The 22398-nt window shown below is 72.1% G+C and carries 12 protein-coding genes; 6 read left to right on the plus strand and 6 right to left on the minus strand.

Annotation, left to right across the window (positions count from 1 at the left end; all coding sequences use genetic code 11):
* The first annotated feature begins 128 nt into the window (after positions 1–128).
* Positions 129–8108: an SDR family NAD(P)-dependent oxidoreductase gene (locus ACFVWD_RS44855; protein WP_389603892.1), complete on the plus strand. Its 7980-nt coding sequence runs from the start codon at positions 129–131 to the stop codon at positions 8106–8108.
* Between the two features lie 110 nt (positions 8109–8218).
* Entirely contained in the window at positions 8219–9319 is a 1101-nt protein-coding gene (locus tag ACFVWD_RS44860; protein ID WP_389603911.1) for a M23 family metallopeptidase, read from the plus strand.
* Between the two features lie 60 nt (positions 9320–9379).
* Here the strand turns inward: ACFVWD_RS44860 and ACFVWD_RS44865 are convergent, their stop codons facing one another.
* The 5 genes from ACFVWD_RS44865 to ACFVWD_RS44885 all read right to left on the minus strand — a co-directional run bounded on the left by ACFVWD_RS44865 (position 9380) and on the right by ACFVWD_RS44885 (position 14955).
* The gene (locus ACFVWD_RS44865) at positions 9380–10777 is read right to left on the minus strand and encodes an FAD-dependent oxidoreductase (RefSeq protein ID WP_389603894.1); all 1398 of its coding nucleotides are present in this window, start codon (positions 10775–10777) and stop codon (positions 9380–9382) included.
* Between the two features lie 35 nt (positions 10778–10812).
* The gene (locus tag ACFVWD_RS44870; protein ID WP_389603896.1) at positions 10813–12018 is read right to left on the minus strand and encodes a DUF6545 domain-containing protein; all 1206 of its coding nucleotides are present in this window, start codon (positions 12016–12018) and stop codon (positions 10813–10815) included.
* Between the two features lie 124 nt (positions 12019–12142).
* A complete protein-coding gene (locus ACFVWD_RS44875) occupies positions 12143–13336 on the minus strand; it encodes an MAB_1171c family putative transporter (protein ID WP_389603897.1) in 1194 nt (397 codons plus the stop codon).
* Between the two features lie 3 nt (positions 13337–13339).
* Positions 13340–13894: a toxin-antitoxin system, toxin component gene (locus ACFVWD_RS44880; protein ID WP_389603899.1), complete on the minus strand. Its 555-nt coding sequence runs from the start codon at positions 13892–13894 to the stop codon at positions 13340–13342.
* Between the two features lie 347 nt (positions 13895–14241).
* Positions 14242–14955 carry a hypothetical protein gene (locus ACFVWD_RS44885; protein WP_389603901.1) on the minus strand — a complete coding sequence of 238 codons (714 nt, stop codon included), beginning with the start codon at positions 14953–14955 and terminating at the stop codon, positions 14242–14244.
* A 489-nt stretch (positions 14956–15444) separates the two neighbouring features.
* On the opposite strand from ACFVWD_RS44885, the gene ACFVWD_RS44890 reads away from it, so the two are divergent.
* Together ACFVWD_RS44890 and ACFVWD_RS44895 are read left to right on the plus strand one after the other, a co-directional pair.
* A complete protein-coding gene (locus ACFVWD_RS44890; protein ID WP_389603903.1) occupies positions 15445–17223 on the plus strand; it encodes an acyltransferase in 1779 nt (592 codons plus the stop codon).
* Positions 17224–17301: 78 nt separating this feature from the next.
* Entirely contained in the window at positions 17302–19005 is a 1704-nt protein-coding gene (locus tag ACFVWD_RS44895) for an ATP-binding cassette domain-containing protein (protein ID WP_389603904.1), read from the plus strand.
* A 98-nt stretch (positions 19006–19103) separates the two neighbouring features.
* Here ACFVWD_RS44895 and ACFVWD_RS44900 read toward each other — a convergent pair whose 3' ends face one another.
* Positions 19104–20609, minus strand: a complete 1506-nt coding sequence (locus ACFVWD_RS44900; RefSeq protein WP_389603906.1) for an aminotransferase class V-fold PLP-dependent enzyme — start codon at positions 20607–20609, stop codon at positions 19104–19106.
* Positions 20610–20774: 165 nt separating this feature from the next.
* On the opposite strand from ACFVWD_RS44900, the gene ACFVWD_RS44905 reads away from it, so the two are divergent.
* Both ACFVWD_RS44905 and ACFVWD_RS44910 read left to right on the plus strand, forming a co-directional pair.
* Positions 20775–20990: a DUF4177 domain-containing protein gene (locus ACFVWD_RS44905; protein ID WP_168499473.1), complete on the plus strand. Its 216-nt coding sequence runs from the start codon at positions 20775–20777 to the stop codon at positions 20988–20990.
* A 229-nt stretch (positions 20991–21219) separates the two neighbouring features.
* Positions 21220–22020, plus strand: coding sequence for a VOC family protein (locus tag ACFVWD_RS44910; RefSeq protein WP_389603908.1), 801 nt, complete (start codon positions 21220–21222; stop codon positions 22018–22020).
* The last annotated feature ends 378 nt before the right edge of the window (positions 22021–22398 follow it).

Here is a 22398-nt window from a genome sequence, read left to right on the forward strand (position 1 = left end):
GAATATCGGAGGCGGGGTTGTGTGGAGCGGCGGCCGACGCGCCGCGAGGTTGTGGCGCCGCTGAACGGGCGTTCGGCTGACGTACGGTTACGGCGAGTGGTCTGCGGTCGAGGTCGTAGGGGTGGGGAATGGCCGAATTCCAGGGCGAGTTGGTGCGTGCGTTGCCCAGCACTTTGAGGGAGCACTCGGCTCGGCTGGGAGGCAGGACCGCCTACGTGGACAGCCGCCGCGCCGTCACCTACCGGGAGTTGGAGGAGCGCACCGGTCGGCTGGCGGGGCATCTGGCGCGGCTCGGGGTGCGGCGCGGGGAGCGGGTCGCGATCCATCTGGGCAATCGGGTGGAGCTCGTGGAGAGCTGTCTCGGCGTGCTGCGGGCCGGGGCCATCGGCGTGCTGCTGAACCCCGGCGCGTCGGACGAAGAGCTGGGGTATTTCCTCGACGACAGCGGCGCGGTCCTGGTGATCACCGAGGAGTCACTCGCCACCCGGGTCGCCCGACTGGCGGCTGAGCGACCCGGGTTACGGGTGGCCGTCGTCGGCCCCGGCGATCTGCCCGCCGATACGTTCGCCTCCAAGGAGCTGCCCGCCGATGCGCTCGCCTTCGAGGACCTGACCGGGACGGATCCTGGCGCGGCGCCCCGGGACGACCTCGGTCTCGACGATCCGGCGTGGATTCTCTACACCTCGGGCACGACCGGGGAGAGCAAGGGCGTGGTCTCCACCCAGCGTGCCGCCCTGTGGTCGGTGGCTGCGGCCTACGTGCCGGCGCACGGACTGCGGGAGGAGGACCGGCTGCTGTGGCCCCTGCCCATGTTCCACGCCTTCGCGCACTCGCTGTGCCTGATGGGAGTGATCGCGGTCGGTGCGAGCGCACGCCTCCTCGCCCCGGGTGCGAGCGTCGCCCAGGCGCTGGCCGCCGAGCCGTTCACCATTCTGGCCGGGGTACCCGCCACCTATCGCCTCCTGCTGGAGTCGCTGCGCGAGACGGCGTACCCGGTGTCTTCGTCACTGCGCCTGTGCGTCACCGGGGGCGCGCCCTGTTCCCCTGAGCTGAAGGCGGAGGTCGGCCGTGTCCTGGCCGCTCCCCTGCTCGACGGCTACGGCTCCACGGAGACCTGCGGGAAGATCGCGGTCCAGCGGCTCGACGGACCCCGTGACGACGCCTCCAGCGGGCCTCCGCTGCCGGGGCTCGCGGTACGGCTGACCGATCCGTCCACCGGTGCCGAGGTCGCAGACGGGGCCGACGGTGAGATCTGGGTCCGCGGCCCCGGACTGATGACGGGCTATCACAACCGCCCGGACGCCACCGCGAAGGCGTTCTCCGACGGTTGGTACCGCACCGGGGACCTGGGCCGGCTCGGCACGAACGGACACCTCCGTGTCACCGGCCGGGTCAAGGAACTCATCATCCGAGGTGGGGAGAACATCAACCCGTCCGAGGTCGAGCAGGTACTGCTGGCCCGTCCCGACATCGCCGACGCCGCTGTCGTCGGCCGGCGGCACGACGTGCTGGGCGAGGTGCCGGTCGCCTTCGTCGTCCCGGGACCGGAGGGGTTCGACGCGGCGCGGGCGCTCGCCGACTGCCGGGAGCGGCTGTCCGGGTTCAAGGTGCCGGACGAGATCTACCCGACCCCCGCGATCCCCCGTACCCCCTCCGGCAAGATCGTCCGATCCGCGCTCGCCGAGCAGTTGACGCAGCGGCTCGCCGCCGAACGCGCGGCCGCGTCCACGGCGCTGCGCGAGCGGCTGACGGCCGCGTCCGACGCCGTACTGGACCTGGTACTCGACGAGACCGCCCGCACGCTCGACGTCCCCGCGCAGTCCCTCGATCCCGACCTGCCCTTCACCGCACAGGGACTCACTTCCCTCGGCGGTGTGCTGTTGCGCGACCGGCTGGGCACGGCGACCGGTCTCGATCTGCCGGCGACGCTGGTGTTCGACCATCCCACGCCGGCCGCCGCGGCGGTCCTGGTGCGCGACGCGCTGCACGGCGACCGCCGGCTCGCCGCCGCGCGCACGTCCGGCGGCGGACCCCGCGTCGAGCCCGGAAGACCCAGGGAGCCCATCGCCGTCGTGGCCATGGCGTGCCGCTACCCGGGGGGCGTGGAGTCCCCGGAGGATCTGTGGCGGCTCGTCGTGGACGGCACCGACGCGACCTCGGACTTCCCCACCGACCGTGGCTGGAACACGGCCGACCTGTACGACCCCGACCCCGACCGGCCGGGCACCTCCCTCACCCGCAGGGGCGGCTTCCTGCACCGGGCGGCCGACTTCGACGCGGCCTTCTTCAACATGTCGCCCCGTGAGGCACTGGCCACCGACCCGCAGCAACGGCTGCTGCTGGAGACCGGCTGGGAGCTGCTGGAACGGGCGGGCCTCGACCCGTCGGGGCTGCGCGGCAGCGACACCGGTGTCTTCGTCGGCGTGATGCACGCCGACTACGGGCGCCGCCTCCTGCGTCGCGGCGGACACGAACTGGAGGCCCATCTCGCCCTCGGTTCGGCGGGCAGCGTCGCCTCCGGCCGGATCGCCTACACGCTGGGGCTGCGCGGGCCCGCCGTGACGGTGGACACCGCGTGTTCGTCGTCGCTGGTGGCGATGCACACGGCCGTACGGTCCCTGCGCGACGGCGAATGCTCGCTGGCCGTCGCGGGCGGGGTCACGGTCATGGCCTCACCCGGCCCGTTCGTCGCGTTCAGCAGGCTGCGGGGGCTGGCGCCCGACGGGCGCTGCAAACCCTTCTCCGCGGCGGCCGACGGCACCGCCTGGGGCGAGGGCGTGGGCCTGGTTCTGCTGGAACGGCTGTCCGACGCGCGGCGCAACGGTCATCCGGTCCTGGCCGTGCTGCGCGGCTCGGCCGTCAACTCCGACGGCGCGTCCAACGGGCTGACCGCCCCCAACGGGCCCGCGCAGCAACGGGTGATCCACGCGGCCCTCACCGACGCGGGACTGTCCCCGGCGGACATCGACACGGTGGAGGCGCACGGCACGGGCACCGCACTCGGCGATCCGATCGAGGCGCAGGCGCTGCTGGCCACGTACGGGCAAGGCCGACCGGCCCAACGGCCGCTGTGGCTGGGCTCGTTGAAGTCCAATCTCGGGCACACCCAGGCGGCGGCCGGGGTGGGCGGTGTCATCAAGACCGTACTGGCGATGCACCACGAACGGCTCCCGCGGACGCTGCACGCCGATGAACCGTCGCCACGAGTGGACTGGTCGTCCGGCGCCGTACGGCTGCTGACCCGGGACGAGGAGTGGCGGCCCGTTCCCGGGCGACCGCGACGGGCGGCGGTGTCGGCGTTCGGCATCGGCGGGACCAACGCGCACGTGATCCTGGAGGAGGCCGAGGCGGGCACGGTCCCCGCAGCACCCTTCCGGCGGGGCGCGGTGGCACCGCCGCTGCTCCTCTCCGGCGCGAGTTCGGCCGCTCTGCGGGCGCAGGCCGCACGGACCGCGGCCGTACTGCGGGAGCGGCCCGCACTCGCCCTGATCGACGTGGCGTTCACCCATGCCACCGCCCGCGCCGCACTCCCCCACCGAGCCGCCGTCGCCGTCGAGGACCGCGCGGGGACGCTGAGCGCCCTGGACACCCTGGCGGCGACCGCCGCGCCGCGCACGGCGGACTCCGCCGGCCGTTCGGCCCTGCTGTTCACCGGTCAGGGAGCCCAACGCCCAGGGATGGGCCGGGAGTTGTGCGAAGCCTTTCCGGTCTTCTCCGACAGCTTCAACGCCTTGTGCGACCGCTTCGACGCACACCTGGAACGCCCGTTGCGCTCGGTGCTCCAGGAAACCGACGAGAGCGCGCTGCTGGATCGTACGGACTTCGCCCAGGCGGCCCTGTTCACCTTCGAGGTGTCCGCCTTCCGGCTGCTGGAGTCCTGGGGCATGCGGCCGGACTTCCTGGCCGGACACTCGATCGGCGAGTTGGCGGCGGCGCACGCCGCGGGCATCCTGTCGGAGCGGGACGCCGTCGAACTGGTCGCGGCCCGGGGCCGGTTGATGCGGGAGCTGCCTGAGGGCGGCGCCATGGTGGCGCTCGACGCCACCGAGGCGGAGGTGATCCGCGAGCTGACCGACGGGACCGCGATCGCGGCCGTGAACGGCCCGCGCGCGGTGGTGGTCTCGGGCGTGGAGGAACCCGTCCTCGCGCTCGCCCGGCGCTTCGCCGCGCTCGGGCGCCGTACGGTCCGGCTGCGGGTCAGCCATGCCTTCCACTCCTCGCTGATGGAGCCGATGCTCGCCGAATTCGGCCGGGTCGCCGACGGACTGACGTACGACCGGCCCCGTATCCCCGTGCTGTCGGGGCTGACGGGACGCCCGGCCGTCGGAGACGAGCTGCGGTCGGCCGAGTACTGGGTACGGCACGCCCGCGAGGCCGTGCGGTTCGGGGACGCCGTGCGCTGGCTGGCGTACGACGGGCGGGTGACCGCGTTCGCCGAGGTCGGGCCGGACCCGCACCTCACGGCCCAGGCCACGACGGCTCTGGCCGAGAGCGGCAAGGACCTGCTGTTCGTGGCTGCCACCCGGCGGGGCGCCCCCGAGCCGCGGACCCTGTTCGACGCACTCGGTCAACTCCATGTCCACGGTGTGCCGGTGGACTGGCATCGGTTGTACGCGGACAGCGGCGCCCGGCGGGTCGACCTGCCGACCTATCCCTTCCAGCGGCAGCGCTACTGGCTGTCCGAGCCCGCCCCCGACGCGGCACCCGGTTTCGGCCATCCGCTGCTCACACACACGGTCACCGTGCCGGGCACGGAGCGTGTGCTGTGCGGTGGCCGGCTGTCCGGCTCGGCCCAGCCGTGGCTGCGCGACCATGTCGTGGGCGGCCACACCCTGGTGCCCGGGGCCGCGTTCGCCGACCTGGTGCTCCATGCCGGCGACGCGTGCGGTGTCGCCGTACTGGAGGATCTCGCCCTTCTCACCCCGCTGTTCCTCCCCGCCGCCGACGACGAGCCGATCCAGGTCCAGGTGGCCCTGGGAGAGCCGGACGGCGCCGGGCGGCGCACGGCGGACGTGTACGCGCGGCCGGAGGAGTCCGGTGCGCTCGGCGCCTGGACACACCATGCGACCGGTCGGCTCGGACCGGCGGTTGCGGGTGTCCTGGAGCGCCCTGTCCCGCTCGGCGCGTGGCCGCCGCCGGATGCCACACCCGTGGATCTCACCGGCGCCTACGAACGGCTGACCGCCACCGGTCTCGCGTACGGGCCGGCGTTCCGGGGCGTCACAGCCCTGTGGCGACGAGGCGAGGACCTGTTCGCCGAAGTCGGCCCGGTGTCGCTCCCGGATGCCCGGCGTCACGCGCTCCACCCGGCGCTGCTGGACGCCGCCCTGCACGCGGGACTGCTTGCCGAGCCGCCCTCCGGACCGGCCCGGCTTCCGTTCGCCTGGCAGGGCCTCACGCTGCACGCGACCGGGGCCACGGCGCTGCGCGTACGCATCAGGAACACCGGCCCGGACACGGTCGGCCTCGATCTCGCCACGCCCTCGGGTGCGCCTGTGGCCCGGCTGGAGTCGATGACGACCCGACCGGTGCCGAAGGCGGGTGTCGCCCCGGTCGGAGAGCTGTACAGGCTGCGGTGGACCGGCGTTCCCGCTGTCGGCGAAGGACCCGCCGTCGCGGTGGAGGAACCCGACGACCTGGGGCTGGCCGCGTTCCTGCCGCAACGGGGCACGGCGTCCGGGTCCGCGGACGCTGCGGAGGTGGTCGTGATGTCCTTGTCCGCCCGCGCCGACGACGGGACCGACCCCGCCGCCGCGGCCCACACGCTGACCGTCCGGGCACTGGATCCGCTGCGTGCGCGGCTCGCCGGTTCCGGGCGGCTGGCCGTGGTCACGCGTGGCGCCGCCGACGCGGCGCCGGACCTGCCCGCCGCGACGGTCTGGGGGTTGCTGCGGGCCGCACAGGCCGAGTATCCCGGGCGCCTCACGCTCGTGGATGTGGACGGCCGCCCCGAGTCGCTACGGCTGCTGCCTGCCGCGCTCGGCACGGGCGAACCCCAACTGGCCATCCATGACGGCTTGCTGAGAGTCCCTCGGCTTGCGGCCATTCCCGGAGCGGCGGCGGACGGCTCCCTCGGCCGGGGCACCGTCCTGATCACCGGCGGCACCGGCTCCCTGGGTGCGCTGCTGGCCCGGCATCTGGTCGATCGGCACGGCGTACGGCATCTCGTGCTCGTCAGCCGACGGGGACAGCGGGCGCCGGGGGCGCAGGCGCTGCGCTCCGAGCTCGAAGGAGCGGGGGCGCGGGTGGACCTGGTGGCCTGCGACATCGCCGAGCGAGATCAACTGACGTCCCTCATCAAGGAGTTCGGGCTCGACCTCACCGCCGTGGTGCACACGGCCGGGGTCCTGGACGACGGCGTGCTGGAGGCGATGACGCCCGAGCGGCTGACGGCCGTACTGCGGCCGAAGGCCGACGCGGCCTGGCATCTGCACGAGCTCACGAAGGATCTGCCGCTGTCGCAGTTCGTACTGTTCTCCTCGGCCGCCGGACTGCTGGGCAATCCCGGCCAGGCCAACTACGCGGCGGCGAACTCCTTCCTGGACGCGCTCGCCCGTCACCGCACCGCCCTCGGCCTTCCCGCACTGTCCCTGGCCTGGGGTCCTTGGGCCGACGACGACGGGATGGCGGCGCGCGCGGGCCGGGTGCACGGCGGGACGGTGCGCGCGGTCTCCCCGGAACAGGCGCTGGCACTGTTCGACGCCGCACTGGGCGGCGGGGAGCCCGTCCTCGCACCGCTGCCGCTGGACCGCTCGCCAGGAGCGCTGCCCGCCGGGGCATCCGTTGCGCCGCCGCTGCGCGGGCTGCTGCGCCCTGCCCGGCCGACGGCCTCGCCCCCGGCGCAGAACGGGGTGGCGAGCGGGGTGACGGAACCGGACGGTGTCGCCGGGGCCTGGCGGGACCGCCTCGCGGCACTGCCGCCGTCCGAGCGGGCGCCCGCCCTGGTGGAACTGGTCCGCGCCGAGGTCGCCGCGGTGCTCGGTCATACGCAGACCGAGGCCGTCGACCGGGACTTCCCGGAGCTGGGCCTCGACTCGCTGATGAGCGTCCTGCTGCGCAACCGGCTGAGCCTGCTCGCCGGGATCCCGCTGGCGGCCACCGTCGCCTACGACTGGCCGAGCGCGGAGCGGCTCGCGGATCACGTGTACGCCGAGCTGAGCGGCGCTCTGGCCGACGATGCCACTGCCGCCGGGCCGCCGGAAGGCGATCGGCGTCATGAACCGACCCGCCCCGCCGTCCCGGCGGTTGAACGCCGGCGCGGAACCGGCAGGTCGCTGCCGACCCTCTATCGGCAGGTCTGCGAAACGGGCGACGTCGTCTCCGCGATGTACCTCCTCGTCAGCGCGTCCCTCGCCGCACCCACCTTCGGCCACGACGAAGGTGCCGGGCACGCGATACCGCCGCTGCGACTGGCCTCGGGGGCGGACGGTCCGGCACTCGTCTGCGTTCCCGGCTTCGCCACCAACCTCGGTCGGCCCTGGTACGCGGGGCTCGCCCGCCCCTTCGACGGCGAGCGGGACGTCTTCGAACTGCGCCACCCCGGGGTCGACACCGGGGTCGCCGTGGCGCGGGACCTGGAGACGCTGGCCGAACTGCACGCCACAACCGTCCGCCGGCACCTCGGCGATCGCCCCTACGTCGTCGTGGGCCACTCCATGGGCGGTTCGGCCGCCCACGCGGTCACCTCCCGGCTGGCAGCCGACGGCGCGCCTCCGTCCGGACTCGTGCTGGTGGACTCGTACCACGTCACCCCCGATCGGGAAGCCGAGCCCTGGCTGCTGGCGATGCCCGCCCGGATCCCCGTGACCGTCGGCGAGCGGTTCGACAGCGCGGTGGACGACCTGACGTTGCTGTCGCTGGGCGCGTACACCCGCATGTTCCGCGGCTGGGACCCTCGACCCACCCAGGTTCCCACCCTGTTGGTCCGCGCCTGCGAGCCTCTGCCGGACATGCCGGAACGGTGGCGGTCGTCCTGGCCGCTCCCCCACGACACGGTGGACGCCCCCGGCAGCCATCTCGGCGTGCTGGAGGCGAACGCCCCGACGACGGCCCGGGCCGTCCGCGAGTGGATCGACGCGCTCACTCCGGGCCGAGGAAGGCCCACATGAGCGCCGCGACGGGTCTCGTCGCCCGTCGCGGTGTGCCCGAACGGGCACGTGACCTTGCCTCTGCTCCTCCTGAAGTCCGGCGGACGAAACGCTAGCGTCCCCTGGTGAGTATCAGTACCCCCGAGTCGCCACCCGAGCCCGGGGCCGCGAGCACCCGGCGCAGACGCCGCCCCGGACCGTTCACGCTGCTGGTCCTGCCGGGGCTGACGGCCGTACTGGGGGTCGCCGGGTTCATGACGGCGACGGGCCGGTTGACCACTCTTGTGTCGCCGGATCCGAGTACGAACAGCGCGGTGGTCGCGGACGGCGCGGTCGCCGAGCACATCGAGGACGCCTACGTCCCTTGGCTGCGTGCGGCGGCCAAGACGTGCACGGTCCTGAAGCCGTCCGTCCTCGCGGCCCAGATCGAACAGCGTTCCAGCTGGGACACCGACTTCGCCACGCTCTCGGGTCAGACGGGGATCGCCGGTTTCACCGACGCGCAGTGGCGGACCTGGGGCAAGGACGAGGACGGCAACAAACGGTCCTCGCCCCGCGACCCGGTGGACGCCATCATGGCGCTCGCCCATGAGGACTGCGCTCTCGCCGAGAAGGCCACCCGACTCAAATCCCATGGAACGGTCACCGGAGGGCTCCTCGACCTCACCCTCGCCGCCTACACGGTGGGCACGGACGCGGTGACCCGGGCGGGGCACGTCCCCACGAAGGCACGGACCTACGTCACCGAGGTCAAGGCACTGTTCCCGCGCTACAAGTCGTACGACCGGGTGGACACCGGGAGTTCCGGCAGCGGGACGGCGAACGCGGTGCTGGCACCGCCGCTCACCTCTCTCGTGGTCACCTCACCCTTCGGCACGCGCCAGCACCCGCTCACCGGCGTGACCAAGCTGCACACTGGCGTCGACTTCGCGGCGCCCCAGGGGGCCCCGATATCCGCCGCACGGCAGGGGCAGGTGGTGTTCGCGGCGATGACCAAGGCCTACGGCAACCGCATCGTGATCGATCACGGCACCATCGGCGGAAGACGGCTGGAGACGACGTACAACCATCTGTCGGCCCTTCGGGTCACCTCGGGCCAGAACGTCGACACCGGAACAGTGATCGGTTTCGTCGGCTCGACCGGCCTGTCGACCGGCCCACACCTCCATTTCGAGGTACTCGTCGACGGCACGTACACCGACCCGATGCCGTGGCTCGCCGCCGGTTCCTGACGGCGGCTCGGGCTGGTCGGCACCTGCGCGGGCGAACCCGCGCAGGGATCGGACGACACCTCACAAAGTGGCTTCGCGCTCGTGCTGTGCCAGCGGCGGGCCTTCCAGGGGCGGTGTCTTCCGGCCGAGGAAGACCAGCGCGAGCATGTCAGGCATGAGCAGTCGGGCGGGCGGCTTCTCCATGCTCATCACGTCCAGGAGGATGCGCAGGGCGTAGGGGTTGCGTGAGCCGGCGTCGACGGCCTTGTCGACGAAGGCGGCGAGGGTGCGTTCGAGCCGGGTGGGCGGCTGGTCGCTGGCGTCCGGGTAGAACACGTCCTGGCCCACGGCCAGGCTCCAGGCGTTCTCGACCGGTCGTGCCGCGGCCTTCTGGACGCGCCGGGCCGTACCGGGTGCGGCGAGATCCTGTTGCCGCAGGACGCGGCGCAGGGCGAGCACGCTCTGTGCGCCGGCGCTCAGCCCGTGGCCGTAGACGGGGTTGTAGCCTGCGACGGCGTCTCCGAGCACGGTGAAGCCGTCGGGCCAGCGGGCGGCCTTCTCGTAGTACCGCCGCTTGTTGGCGGTGCTGCGGGTGGTGACGACGTCGCTCTCGGGTTTGGCGTTCGCCAGCAGTTCGCCGATGACGGGGTGCGGCAGGCTCAGGGCGAAGGGCATGAACTCGTCGTTGTCGCTGCTGGGCTGCCCGCCACGGGATCCGGAGAGCGTCACGAGCCATCGGCCGCCCTCTATGGGGGCGATGATGCCGCCCCGGCCGGGGATCCGACGGGGATCTGCCTGGACGTTGACAATGGGAAAACCGTCCGCGGCGCTGCCGGGTGCGCGGTAGATCCTGCTGGCGTAGCCGATACCGGCGTCGACCGTACGTTCCTGGACCGGAGGAAGTCCGAGTTCCCGCAGCCAGACGGGGGCGCGGCTGGCACGCCCGCTCGCGTCGATCACCAGGTCGGCGGGGATGGACGTTTCGGACTCTTCCGCGCGTACACGGACACCGGTCACCCGGTCCCCGTCGCCCAGCAGGCCGAGCAGTTCCGTCTGCTGGAGGAGGGTGACGCGGTGGTCCCGCAGGACCCTGGTGCGGATCACCGCGTCGAGGAGGTCACGGCTGCACAGGAGGTTGGTGTGACGGGCGTGGCTGAATCTGCGGAACCACTGCCCCGAGGGAGCCTTGGACACCAGGTCGGTCATGATGCGCGGGGTGAGGGCGCCTTGGTCGACCAGTTGGCCGATGATGCCGGGCAGGAGGTCATCGAGGGCCTTCACGCCGCCGGACCACAGCACGTGGGCATGGCGGGCCTGTGGCAGTCCCTTGCGGGGGTGTGGGCCGTCCGGCAGCACATCGCGTTCGATGATCCGCACGTCTGCGAAGTCGGCGAGCACGGCCGCGGCGAGCATGCCCGTCATACCCCCTCCGATGACCACCGCGGTACGGCGGGAGGCAGTTCTGGCAGACGACGACATAGGGTGCACTCTTTTCTTTACGGGGAGCGGGAGTCTCAGTCATGGCTGGTGGCCATACGGGCGGCGGCCCGCCGTCGTGCTTGGGCGACGATCGGGGACGAGGACAGCGCGCGCGACAGAAGAACCATCAGGTGCGCTTGGGAAATGGACTCCAGGGTTCCCGCTCTCGCCGGTACCTCCGCGCCGGCGTCGTGGGAGACCTGCACACGGGCCGCGGCCAGCATGGCCGCTTCGGCCACCACCGTGGCCTGGTGCGGTGATCGGACTCCGGAGGTGCCATCGGCGGCGAGTGAAGCCACGGCCTCGGCGTACGCGGTCGTGCGCACCTCGTCGTCGAGATAGGGCGAGCAGGCCAGCACGCCGTCCCAGATGGCGATCTCCTGGCGTGCCAGACGCACGACCGGCGGATCCCACCAGCGGATGATCCCCTCGGTCGGCGCGCGCAGCGTCCGCAGCTCCGCGCAGAGAGGTTTCAGCAGCCGGTAGCGCCTCCACGCGCGCAGATTGTCGACCGCCGGTGGCCCGACCCGGGGGACGGCGAAGCCGACGGCGGTGGTGACGCCGGCGAGCATGACGAGCGGTGGGGACACGTTGGTGGAGAGGAAGTCCCAGTCCGCGCCGTTCCAGCGGGCTGCCATGGCCGTGTACTTGGCGATCTGGTAGCCCGCGTCGAACGTCAGGCCGACGATGAGCAGGATCAGACCGGCGCGGGTCACACCGCGTACCTCTCGCAGCCAGCTCGCGCTCATGACGGCGAGAGCGGCGGTGGCGGCCGTGTGCGCGACCATGTACAGCACGATCATTTCACGCATGTAGGGCGTGTTGGCGTAGTACGTGTCCAGGTCCTGGGTCCGTTCCACGGGGACCTCGGCCAGGCCGAACAGGGCCCAGATTCCCGCGATGACCAGTGCGTAGAGGCCCAATACGAGCCGGGCGGAGCGCTGTTGCGTCCGAGAGGGCCCGCCCTTCCACCGGATCATGAGGACCAGGTAGCTCGCACTGAGCGCCGTCATGCCGGCGTACACCAGCGGGGCACTGAAGTTCGCGACGCCGGTAGCGTCATTGACGTACCGGATCGTGGGCGGGGCGGACAGGACGCACACGGCGGCGCCGACGAGCAGGATCGCGTTGCTCGGCGCGACCAGGGAATCCCGCCACAGGCCCGTGCCCGCCGACAGCTTCAGTCCCGCGGCGACCAGGAGAAGAGCGCCGGGTATGTAGAAGACGATGCCGCTGTCCACTGGGCCTGCCTGCCTTCCGGGGATGTACATGGGCTCGGTCGATCGGACGGCGGAGAGGCCGCCGTGGCCCGCCGGGGCGTGTCCGGTGGAGGGACGGGCCGGCGCGGGGGCACGTCGTGCGGGCTCATGACGGGGTTCTTTCGTCGGCAGGGGCCGCGGCGGCCACAGCGGCCGCGCGGGCCGCCACGACGATGGGGGACGTACGCAACGCATGCGCCACGCCCATCAAGGTGGCGCGCGCCATGAGGCCCGCGGAGTGGTCGAGTACGGCGGGTTCGACGGGCGCGCCGTCGGGATGGACCCGAACGGCGGCGGCGATCATCGCTGCGAGGCCGATGCGGGAGGCGTCCTCGTCGCCGTGTCCCGCGGACCGAGCCGCTGCCTGCGCCCGGGCACGGACCCGGTCGTCGAGATGCGGGCGAAGGAGGTTCAGCCCGTCCTGAATGCCGGCCTCACGCCGGGTGAGCCGTACGGCGTACGACGAATACCAGGGGATCGGAGCGGCGAGCGGACTCCCGGGGGAGGCGCCGCTGAGTTCGCGCCACAGCGGGCCGAGCCGCCTCCAGGTCACCACGGTGTGCCGGAGCACGCCCAGCCGCGGCCCGAACAGCGGCACCGTGAAGCCGACGGTGGCGACGGTGGCGGCCAGGCTCGCCATGCCGGGCGCCAGGCTGGTGCTCAGCACGTCCCAGTCCCCGCCGGCCCACCGCGCCGCCACCGCGGTCAGCTTCAGGGTGCTGAAGGACAGGTTCAGCAGCCATCCGGCCACGAGGAGCCACAGCCCGGTCCGCAGCCATCCGCGCACCTCCAGCGCCCAGCGCCGGCACAGGGCCGTGGTGGCCACCGCTGCGGTGATGTGACCGAGCAGGTACAGCGCGATCATCTGCCCGATCCAGGGCGTCGTGGCGTAGTAGGTGTCGAGATCCGTACGGCGCTCGACGGGGGCGTCCCCCGCCACGAAGAGGACGATGATCGAGGTGATCAGCACGCTGTAGCCGATCTGCCAGCGTCGGGCGAGACGGCGTACATGGTCGGCCGGTCCGCCGCGCCAGTGAAGGATCAGCAGCAGGCAGGCGGCGCTGTAGGCGCTGACGATGACGTAGTCCAGCGGGGCGGCGAGATTCGGGATGCCGCTCGCTCTGTTCACGGCGGCGACGGTGGGCGGGGCGGCGAAGAGGAATCCGGCGCCTCCGAGGAAGATCACCCAGCAGACCGAACGGACCAGTGGGTCACGCCAGGTTCGGATCAGATCCGGCAGTTTCACTCCGAGGCCGGCCCACAGGGCCAGCGCGGGTATGTAGTAGCGCGAGGCGTTCACGGCTCAGACCTGGGACCGGCGGTGTCCCAGTGAGGCGCCGATCCGGCCGGCGATCTGGGACCGGTCCGTGGCGAGGCTGCCGGGTTCCCCTTCCAGCCAGATCCGCAGGTGCGTCACCGCCCGCAGGGCGAAGGTCTCGGCTTCCTGCTCCGATCGTTCGTGGAACTCGGTACGCGCGGCCACGGCCCTCACCGTCCGCTGCACATCGGCCCGGTCGCTCAGCACGCGTGCGGCGACGGGGATCCCGTCGGCGTGATGGCCGCAATCACCCTTGATCATGTGCCAGATCTCGTGGCAGAGGATGGCCAGTTGGTGGACGGGCGCGGCCCGCTTGTCGACGAGGATGATGTCGTGGTCCGGCATGTCGAGCCACAGTCCCGTGGCGGTGCGGTGCGGGAACTCCTCTTTGAGGAGAACGACCTCACGGCCCCTCATCTCGGCGACCACGGCGATGAGCGCGTCGAACAGCGCGTCAGGAGCGGCGGGTACGGGCAGGCTCACTCCGTCGGCCAACCGGCCGATCAGGATCCGCATCTCCTTGGCTCTGCCTGTGCGCACCGCTCTCCCCCGCGAACTTCAGCATGGGGCACCGTCGCACGGCGCCCGCCGATCCCACCCTGCCTGCACCCACCCGGCCGAAGGTACGCCCAACTCGGCCTGTCAATATGCCAAACAAGGTGCCTTGTCGGCCACGCCAGGCTCTGCGGTGTGCAGCAAGCTGAGGGGGATCAAATACCGATCAAACGGGATACGCGCGCATCCGGGCCTGGCGCATCCGATGCGTTCCGCAGGCGCTCCGGCCCGCGCGCAGGACGTCTGCCGGTGGCTGCGCCCGGCGGACGGCGCAGCGTGAGCTTCCCGTCCCGGGCGGCGACGGGCCTGCGTACGACCGGGTGCCCCCATGATCAGTGCCCTTCGGTGTGCGAATTGTCCGATCCCGAACCCTGTACCCGTTGAGCGTTTCTGCGCTGCAGGATGGTGTCGATCCAGTCAGTCACCAACTGAAGTTCCTCTTCGGCCAATTGCGGGGCGCGCGCGGCCAACTCCCGCAGTCCGTGCGTACTGCGCAGCCGAGACATCGGATCGGCCGCCCGTCCCTCCAAGCCGTGCAGGATGGGCTGGAGGGCGTGGTTGAGCGAGGCCTGCGGATCGGCGGAGAGCCAGCCGTTGGGCTGACCGAAGAAGAACGCCTCAATGCCGGCCTGGGTGGATGCCAACGGGCCACCGGAGCGGGCCGGACGCCGCTCCACCGTCTGCTGCGAGGGCGCCTGCCGTGCGGGCATCTCCTGCGAGGGCGTCTTCCGGCGGCTGTTCACGAGGTTCGACAGGGATGCCCGGGAGGCCCCGTAGGAGGCCGCGATCTCGTCGTAGGAGTGGCGGGTCCCGTCGGGGCGCAGGCGCGTCTCGCGCAGGTGGACGATACGGCGGACGATCCGGTCGGTGATGTCCTCGGCGGGGGGCTCCTCGCCGTCCAGGAGCATCCTGACGACATCTCGCGGGACGCCGCTTTCGTTCGAGAGCTGTTCCACGTCGAGCACGTCGTCGCGGCTCCGCCCGTCCCCGATCAGGGAGCCGATACGGCCGAGGGTCTCGGCGAGCGCTCGGCGCGTTTCTCTCACCGGCAGGTCTCCTGATGTCGGACGGGGGGCACGAACTGCACGTTGACTTCGGAGACTTTAGCCGCTGCCGAGCCCGGCCAGCCAGAGCGGAAGATACTCCAATAGCCGTACGCGGCTAGAGCAGTTGACATGAGTGGCTGGGGATTGCAGGATCACGACACGACGTGCGGACCGGTCGTCACGCAGCGGGGACGGGGGAACTCGTGTGCGCTCCGACGCGGGTCCCACGGAGTGTTCCGGGCTGCGGCGGTGCACCATCACGGGGTGCGCGGTCGCGGTCCGGGCCGATTCCCGCCGACGTCGGGCCGCACAGCGCGGAGGAGCCACGTGGCGCGAGGCGGGCATCACGCGAGGGCGGCGTCACGCGAAGGCGGGCATCACGCGAAGGCGGCATCACGCGAGGGCGGCGTCACGCGAAGGCGGGCATCACGCGAAGGCGGCATCGGCAGGCATTGCCCGGACGGCAAGCGCTCTCTAGACTCCCGTGCGATGGACGCGGAAACCGCCCTCGATGACGCCTACTTCGACTACTGCCCCTGGGATTTCGTGGACCGTGCCTCCGCCGGGCAGCGGGCCGCGCAGGACGCACACCAGCGGCGACTGGCGGAATCGGGCGCGCGCCTCGGGCCGCGTTGTTACGTCTCTCCGGCCGCCGGGGTCTTCACCGGCACACTGCGCCTGGGCGCCGACTCCTACATCGCCGGGCACGCCTACGTCACCGGTGAGGTGACCGGGGGCGACGACTGCACGGTCAACCCGTATGCCACGGTCCGGGGCCGGATCACCCTCGGCGACGGGGTCCGGATCGGCGCGCACAGTTCGTTGCTCGGCTTCAACCACGGCTTCGCCCCCGACAGGCCGGTGCACCAGCAGCCCCTCACCAGCAAGGGCATCACCGTCGGCGACGACGTGTGGATCGGCTCGCACGTGGTCGTACTGGACGGGGTGACGATCGGAGACCACTGCGTCGTGGGCGCGGGCGCGGTCGTCACGAAGGATCTGGCGCCGTGGACGGTCGCGGCGGGCAATCCGGCCCGCCCCCTGCGCGGTCGCCGCGCCCAGGTCGGACCACGACGGGACCGAGCGGTCTCGGGTGCCCTGCCGGGCGGACTCCCGGACGACCTGTCAGACGGCCCCTCGGGCGACCTGTCAGGCGACTTGGGGGACGCCGTCGCCCGGTTCGCCGACCGGGCCCGGGCACAGGCCGCCGATCTCATCGCCCGTTGCTGGAACCCCGAAGCCGGCCGCTACGCCGACCGGCCGGGCGCTCCCGCGACCGTTCGAGCACACTGCGACGCCGTCGAGATCGCCGACCTGCTAATGGGCTCACCTCCGGAACAGTTGGCCGCCGACGAACACGCCGAGCGGCTGCGCGCCCTTCAGGATCCCGGCAGCGGGCTGGTGCCCGAGTTCGCTCCGGACGGCGGTCCGGGGGTGCTGCCCGCCCCGGCCGCCGACGGCTGGATCGATGACGGCACCGCCGAGTACCACGTGCTGGCCGTGAGCTACGCCCTGGACCTGCTGGGCTCCCGCCTCACCCAACCAGTGCATGTGGTCCGGTGTATGACGGCTGATCAGCTGCTCGCACGGCTGGGGTCACTGCCGTGGCGGACGCGGACCTGGTCCGCCGGCGCGTGGGTGGACTGCTGGGCGACCGGCGCCCATCGCAATCTGGAGCTCGGCGTCGAGGACGGGGAGCCGGGCGCACTGGAGGCTCTGTTCGGCTGGCTCACGACGCGGGTGGACCCGTGGACGGGGATGTGGGGCACCGCCGAGTCGCCCGCAGCGGGCCGGTTGCAGCTGGTCAACGGCTACTACCGGCTCACCCGGGGCTCCTACGCCCAGTTCGGGCTCGATGTGCCGTACGCGGAGCGGGTCGTGGACACCGTACTGGCCCATGGCCGCGATCAGCGCTGGTTCACGGCCGGCCGGGAGAACGCCTGCAACGTGCTGGACGTGGCCCATCCCCTGTGGCTCGCGGGGCGGCGCGGCGGGCATCGGGCGGCCGAGGTACGGACCTGGGCCGAGGAGCAGCTGACGCGGGCGCTGGGACGGTGGCGGGACGGCGCCGGGTTCGGTTTTGGTCCGGCGGGCGAGGACGGTGGCGGTCCGGGCCGGGAGCCGGGGCTTCAGGGCACCGAGATGTGGCTCGCGATCGTGTGGCTGCTCGCGGATCTGGTGGGTGTGGCGGACCGGCTCGCGTACCGGCCGCGCGGCGTCCATCGCCCGGAGCCGGCCCGGTCGCCGGGGTTCGCGACGCCGGGGTAGCCCGTGCGGCACGCCATCCGGGGGGCGTACGCGTACGGTTGGGGCGCGCGGTACGCCGGCCCCTGGCATGCTGCACCCATGCCGACGCCCGTGCAGCCGTCCTCGTCCGCCGAAGCCTCCGCCACCTCGGTCAACGGCCTGCACATACAGGTGCGTTCCGTGGGGCAGCGCATACGCGGCGCGGGCAACGTCCTGCACGACGTGTCCCTCGACGTCGCGCCCGGGCGGCTCACGGTGATCGCCGGGAGCAGCGGGGCGGGCAAGACGATCCTGCTGCAGACGCTCGCCGGGCTGCGCGCGCCGACGGAGGGGACGGTCCTGCACGACGGGGCGCAACCCGGCCCGCCGGGTCCTGAGTTCGGGTTCGTGCCGCAGGAGGACATCATCCACCGCGAGCTGCCGCTGCGCCGGACGCTGGTGTACGCGGCGGGTCTGCGCATGCCGCCGGGCACGACGCCCGAGTCCGTCGGGGCGGGCGTGGACCGGGTCCTGGAGGCTCTCGGTCTCTCCTCCCGGGCGGCCACGCCCGTGCGCGCGCTGAGCGGCGGCGAACGCAAACGGGCCAGTATCGCCGCCGAGTTGCTCACCCGACCCCGTGTGCTCTTCCTCGACGAGCCCACCTCCGGGCTCGACCCGGTGACCGGTGCCGCCCTGCTGCGGACCCTGCGCGCGCTGGCCGAGGACGGCACCACCGTCGTCCTCACCACCCACACGCTCGCCGATCTGCTCCGCGGCGACCAGGTGGTGTTCCTCTCCCCCGACGGCAAGGTCGCGTACGCCGGTGAACCGGGCGCGCTGTGCGGGGCGTTCGGGGTGGGCACGGTCGAGGAGGTGTACGAGGCGGTGGCCCGGGGCGTACACGTCGAGCGCGCCGCGCCGCCGGAGGTGCACGGCACTGCCACACCGTCATCTCCCATGCCCGTCCGGCGTGTTGGTGCGGTGCGGCAATGGGCGCTGCTCACCCGTCGCGGTACCGCGCTGCTCCTGCACAACCGGCTCTCGGTCGCCGTCCTTGCCGGTTCACCGGTGATGATCGTGGCGATGTTCGCGGTGCTGTTCCGGGCGGGCGCTTTCGATCGCGCGGCGCCCGACCCCGGATCGACCGCGATGATCATGTTCTGGATCGCGTTCGGCGCGTTCTTCTTCGGCCTGACGTACGGGCTGCTGCAGATCTGCACCGAGCTGCCCGTGCTGCGCCGGGAATGGCTGGCCGGGCTGCGGATCGGTCCCTACGTCGCGTCGAAGCTGACCACCATGCTGCCGGTGCTCGCGGTCGCCGACGTGCTGCTGCTGGTGGTGCTGCGGGCGCTGGACCGGCTGCCCGCGGCCGGGTGGGGCACGTACGGTTCGCTGTTCGTGTCGAGCGTGCTGGCCTCGGCGGCGGCCCTCGCGCTGGGTCTGCTGGCCTCGGCCGCGGTGACCGAGCCGGGTCAGGCGACGCTGATGCTGCCGCTGCTGTGCTTCCCGCAGGTGCTGTTCTCGGGGGCGTTCGTGCCGGTGCCGCGGATGACCGGCGCCGGGGAGGCGATCAGCTGGGCGATGACCAACCGGTGGGCGTTCGAGGCACTGGGCAGCGGGGTCGGCCTGGAGTCGCTGTGGCGCGCGGGCACGTCGCCCCTGGGGCCGCCGCTGCTGGACTCGTACGGGGACTCGTTCGGTCATCCGGCGAGCCGCGGCTGGTTGATCCTCGCGGGGTTCGCGGTGCTGTTCCTTGTGGTGACGTGGGCGGTCCTGGTGCGCAAGTGCCGGGAGGGCGCGGCGCGGAGCCGGGCGGGACACTGAGCGCCGGGCCCGGCACCCGCGGGCGGCTTCGGCGACCCGGCCGCGCCGTTCGCGGGGGCGCGTCCAGGTCCACGGCGGCTGACGCCGCCGCCAGGCCCTCAGCACCCCACCCGAGCCGCCAGCCCCGTCACTCCCGGCACGCGGTCGCGATAGGTCTGGGTCACGAACGTCAGGAACGTCTCGATGTCCCTCGGCTGGGACGACACGCCCAGGGAGATGCGGACGGCACCGGCCGAAGGCAGCCGCAGCAGGTCCAAGTACTCCTCCATCGAACCGAGTTGTCTGCCCGCGGCTGAGCGCAGCCGGCGCAGCGGAAGGGCGAACGCCGCCTCACCGGCACCCGGGTTGCAGAAACAGCCGGTCCGCAGCGAGATACCGCGCACGGCGCTGTCACGGGTGACGACGCGCTCGTCGACGATCCGGCCGTCCGCTCCCAACAGGTTCAGCGCGACCGTGCCGCCACGGGCCGCCCCGGCGTCCAGGGGGCCGTACAAGCGGGCCATCGGGGAACCGTCACTGTGGCGCAACGCCCCCAGGCCGGTGAGCAGTTGGCCGGTCAGGACGGTGACATGGGCGTGCACCCGGTCCATGCCGAGGCGGTCGATCCACTCCAGCCCGGCGGTGACGTCCGGGACGGACAGGAAGTTCACCGTGCCGTCCTCGAAGGCCGCCTCGTCGTCCGCGAGAACGTGCCACTGCGCCTGCGCGCTGACCGCGTAGATCGTGCCACCGGAGAACCAGGGCCGGCGCAGCTTGGCAAGGGCCTCCCGGCGGGCGATCAGACTGCCGATGCCGGTGGGGTGGCCGAACACCTTGTACCAGCTGACGACGGTGAAGTCCGGATGGAACCGGCCCAGGTCGAGCGGATTCGTCGGCACGAAGGCGGCCGCGTCGAGCAGGACGTCGTAGCCCTGCTCCTGCGCCCGCGCGATCCACTCCAGCGGATGCTGGACGCCGGTGAAGTTGCTCTGGGCCGGGTAGGCAAGCAGCCCGCGCGGCCCCACGCCACCGCGCCGCCCCAGGCGGCGCAGGTGACGCCCAGGGCCGCGTCCGCGCGCGGTGAGCGCGTCCCACAGCCGTTCCTCGTCGATCCGCAGGCCGGACCCGCTCACGGGGACGTACGCCGTCGCGGCTCCCCTGGCCCGCGCGTACTCACGCAGACCGTTGACCGAGTTGTGGTTGTCCAGCGACATCACCAGCCTGCTGCCGCGCGCGAACGGATACGCCTCGCCGACCAGGCGCAGCGCGCCCGTGGCGTTGGCCGTGAAGATCACGGCGTACTCGGCGGGGTCCGCGCCGAAGTGCCGGAGCACCGCGCGGCGGGCCTCGGCGAGCAGCAGTCCCGAGGCGCGGGAGGCCGGGCTCTCGGAGTGCGGGTTGCCGAATAACCCGCCGGTGATCCGTTCGGCACTCCCCGTGACGAGCGAGCGTGGTGGCAGCCCGGCGCCCGTGTGGTCGAGATAGGTGTGGCCGCCCTCGTCGAGGTAGCCGAAGTCGCGCGCCCGCAGCCCTGCGAAGCCGTCCACGCCCCCCTCGCCCGCGGCAATGCCTCCGCAAGCCTCTTCGGTCGCGCGTATGTGGCCGCTGCCCGGTGCCTTGTCCATGAGTTCCCTCCGCCCGGCCGGTCCTTCCCCACGCTCCGGACCGACCCTCCATGAAGCTTCGCCAAAGGTATCCGTACGGACCGGCCCCTCCCCTGTGCCACGGCATCGAACAGTGATTGGGTGGGCCCGGCCATACCGTTCGAACCGCAGGAGAACCACGCAGTCATGAGCAACGCTTACACGTACGAGTACAAGGTCGTCACCTTCCGGGAGTCGCTCATCGGCGACGCGCTGGACAGCGACAAGCTGGAGAAGGTTCTGAACAAGCACGCCGAGGACGGCTGGGCGCTCAAGGCGATCACGTCCGCCGATGTCAAGGGGCGCATAGGCCCCGGCGCGGTGGAGGGACTGCTCCTGACCTTCGAGCGACCCCGAGCATAAATCCGTTTATGCCCGTTTATGCCCTTGTATGGTGCGTGGGAGGCCGAGGCGGGGGATGCTGGAGCTGATGAGACAGCGGATCCGCGGGTACTCCTGAGCCGTCGGAGGCCTTCCGGTGTGGAAGGCCTCCCCGGGCTGGGCGGATGTCGGTCGCGTGCCGTATGCCACCGACATCCCGGAGTACTCGTGTCCAGCCGCTGTCGGCCAGTGAGGTCAGGACGGTACAGCGATGAAGAGCGACAGAACACTCGACCGTGCGGTTGTCTCCAGCCACTCGGTGTTCGGCGCGCCCTGCTGGGTCAGCCTGGCCACACGCGATCTGCGGGCCGCGCAGGATTTCTACCACGCCGTACTGGGCTGGGAGTGGCACGCGGGCAGGCTGGGCAGGGAGTACCGGTTCGCCCGGGTCAACGGAGTGCCGGTCGCCGGCGTCTCGGCGATGTCCGGCTTCGGAGCGAGGATGGCCACCTGGACCCCGTATTTCGCGGTGGCGAATGCGGACGAGACGGTGTCCCGCAGTCAGGAGCGTGGGGGTACGACCGCGGTGGGACCGCTGTCGTTTCCGCCGGGCCGGGCGGCCCTGCTGGCAGACCGGGACGGAGCGGTGTTCGGCATCTGGGAGGGCGAGCTGGTGGCCGGCTGGGAGGAGTGGCGCCGGGCGGCACCGGTCTTCGTACGGCTGCACACCCGCGACGCCTTCGACGCCGCCATCTTCTACGGGGAGGTCCTGGAGTGGGCGTCCTCGGCCCCCGGGTCCTGCGAGGTGCGCTACGAGGACAACGAGGTCGTGCTGCGCAGCCGGGGCGATGTCGTGGCCCGTATCCACTCCGGCGCGGTCGAGGCGGCGCCCGACCCGACGATCCGGCCGCACTGGCAGATCCACTTCACCGTCGACGACGTCGAGGCCGCCGCCCGCGCCGCGCGCGCCCACGGTGGCACGGCCCACCAGCAGGGCGTCGGCTCGACCGAGGCCATCCTGACCGACCCCGACGGAGCCCGCTTCTTCGTGACCGCGCGCAGGGCGGGCTGAGGGCCGCAGCGTAAGTGCTGCCCAGCCCAGGATGTGCCGGGCAGTCTCCACCTTGAGGGCCTGAACGGTGAGGTGCTGTTCGGTGATCTCCGGGAACCGGGTCACGAGCGCGACCAACTCGTGGTCGCAGCATGACGCAGGAGGCTGTGCGCAGTCTCAGTAGTCGAGCGGCGCCGCGTGAACATCTGTACGAGCAGCATGCCCGGCCGGTGCCCGGCCAGCGGAGCCACACCGGACTCTCCGGAGTGATCCAACCACCTTGAAGATCGTCGCGCTGGATGTTCTCAGATGCAGGTGGGGGTGTGGGTGGTGAGTTGTGCGGTGAAGACGGTGGTGTTGTTTTGGTGTGCGGTGATGTGGGTGGTGGGGGTGGGGGTT

The organism is Streptomyces sp. NPDC058086 (assembly GCF_042885015.1).
GTDB lineage: Bacteria > Actinomycetota > Actinomycetes > Streptomycetales > Streptomycetaceae > Streptomyces.

Excerpts from the sequence above, each read along its gene's own strand:
- ACFVWD_RS44865 (WP_389603894.1), bottom strand. The coding sequence starts at position 10,777 with ATGTCGTCGTCTGCCAGAACTGCCTCCCGCCGTACCGCGGTGGTCATC.
- ACFVWD_RS44895 (WP_389603904.1), top strand. The coding sequence starts at position 17,302 with ATGCCGACGCCCGTGCAGCCGTCCTCGTCCGCCGAAGCCTCCGCCACC.
- ACFVWD_RS44900 (WP_389603906.1), bottom strand. The coding sequence starts at position 20,609 with ATGGACAAGGCACCGGGCAGCGGCCACATACGCGCGACCGAAGAGGCT.
- ACFVWD_RS44910 (WP_389603908.1), top strand. The coding sequence starts at position 21,220 with ATGAAGAGCGACAGAACACTCGACCGTGCGGTTGTCTCCAGCCACTCG.
- ACFVWD_RS44855 (WP_389603892.1), top strand. The coding sequence starts at position 129 with ATGGCCGAATTCCAGGGCGAGTTGGTGCGTGCGTTGCCCAGCACTTTG.
- ACFVWD_RS44905 (WP_168499473.1), top strand. The coding sequence starts at position 20,775 with ATGAGCAACGCTTACACGTACGAGTACAAGGTCGTCACCTTCCGGGAG.
- ACFVWD_RS44890 (WP_389603903.1), top strand. The coding sequence starts at position 15,445 with ATGGACGCGGAAACCGCCCTCGATGACGCCTACTTCGACTACTGCCCC.